Here is a 1,161-nt window from a genome sequence, read left to right as displayed (position 1 = left end):
GCTCAGAGCGGTCGGAAATCGCTCGTTGGGGGCAAAGGCAAAAGCCAGCCTGACTGCGAGACTGACAAGTCGAGCAGAGACGAAAGTCGGCCATAGTGATCCGGTGGTCCCGAGTGGAAGGGCCATCGCTCAACGGATAAAAGGTACGCCGGGGATAACAGGCTGATACTGCCCAAGAGTCCATCGACGGCGGTGTTTGGCACCTCGATGTCGGCTCATCTCATCCTGGGGCTGGAGCAGGTCCCACGGGTACGGCTGTTCGCCGTTTAAAGAGGTACGTGAGCGGGGTTTAGAACGTCGTGAGACAGTTCGGTCCCTATCTGCCGTGGGTGTAGGATACTTGAGAGGAGCTGCCCCTATTACGAGAGGACCGGGGTGAACGAACCACTGGTAGACCAGTTGTCGTGCCAACGTCAGTGCTGGGTAGCTATGTTCGGACAGGATAACCGCTGAAGGCATCTAAGCGGGAAGCCCCCCTCAAAACAAGGTATCCCTGAGGGCCGAGGTAGACCACCTCGGCAATAGGCCAGAGATGTAAGCGTGGGAAACACGTTCAGTTGACTGGTACTAATCGCCCGATAGGCTTGATCTGATCTAGTAATAGACAGCCTCAAGACCAAAAAGCACCACATGACTTGTGACAACGTTGTTCGATTGTTTCCCTGCGATCTTGGAAATGTCTTCGTGACATAACAGGGGCGCGGTCTCTCGGGCATTTGCGATGCAAATACCCTGCCGACCGCCAACTGAAAAAAATCCAAGAACCGCAGGTTATTTGAATTTTTCTCAGTTTGGTGGCGATAGCGAGAGCAAAGCACCCGGTCCCATCCCGAACTTCCGAGTTAAGTGCCTTAGCGCCAATGGTTCTGCGGCTTAAGTCGTGGGAGAGTAGGTCACTGCCAATCTTAGTAAAATCCAATAACTCATAACGATAACAACACATAATACCCTTCAGACAATCAAACCCTGAAGGGGACACGCAGCATTGCTACCGGCAATCCTGCAAACGTCCTGAAGCAGCCGAATAGGCGATAGGACAATCTGGGCTCAAGTAGCGCTCCGCGCGGTAGCCCGAATAAGTGTCGCGGGATGGAGCAGCCCGGTAGCTCGTCCGGCTCATAACCTGCAGGTCGTAGGTTCAAACCCTACCCCCGCAACCAA

The 1,161-nt window shown here is 54.1% G+C and carries 1 tRNA gene and 2 rRNA genes; all 3 read left to right on the top strand.

The annotated features are described in order from the left end of the window. Positions 1–592 (top strand): 23S ribosomal RNA (locus B4968_RS17915); the annotation flags it as partial. A gap of 198 nt (positions 593–790) precedes the next feature. Next, positions 791–905, top strand: a 5S ribosomal RNA gene (gene rrf / locus B4968_RS17910). A gap of 178 nt (positions 906–1,083) precedes the next feature. Then, positions 1,084–1,160: transfer RNA gene (locus tag B4968_RS17905), tRNA-Met, on the top strand. Position 1,161 lies beyond the last annotated feature (1 nt).

This window comes from Pseudophaeobacter leonis (genome assembly GCF_002087335.1).
Taxonomy (GTDB): Bacteria; Pseudomonadota; Alphaproteobacteria; order Rhodobacterales; family Rhodobacteraceae; genus Pseudophaeobacter; species Pseudophaeobacter leonis.
The sequence above is the reverse complement of the archived record's forward strand: the minus strand, read 5'-3'. Positions and strand labels throughout refer to the sequence as shown.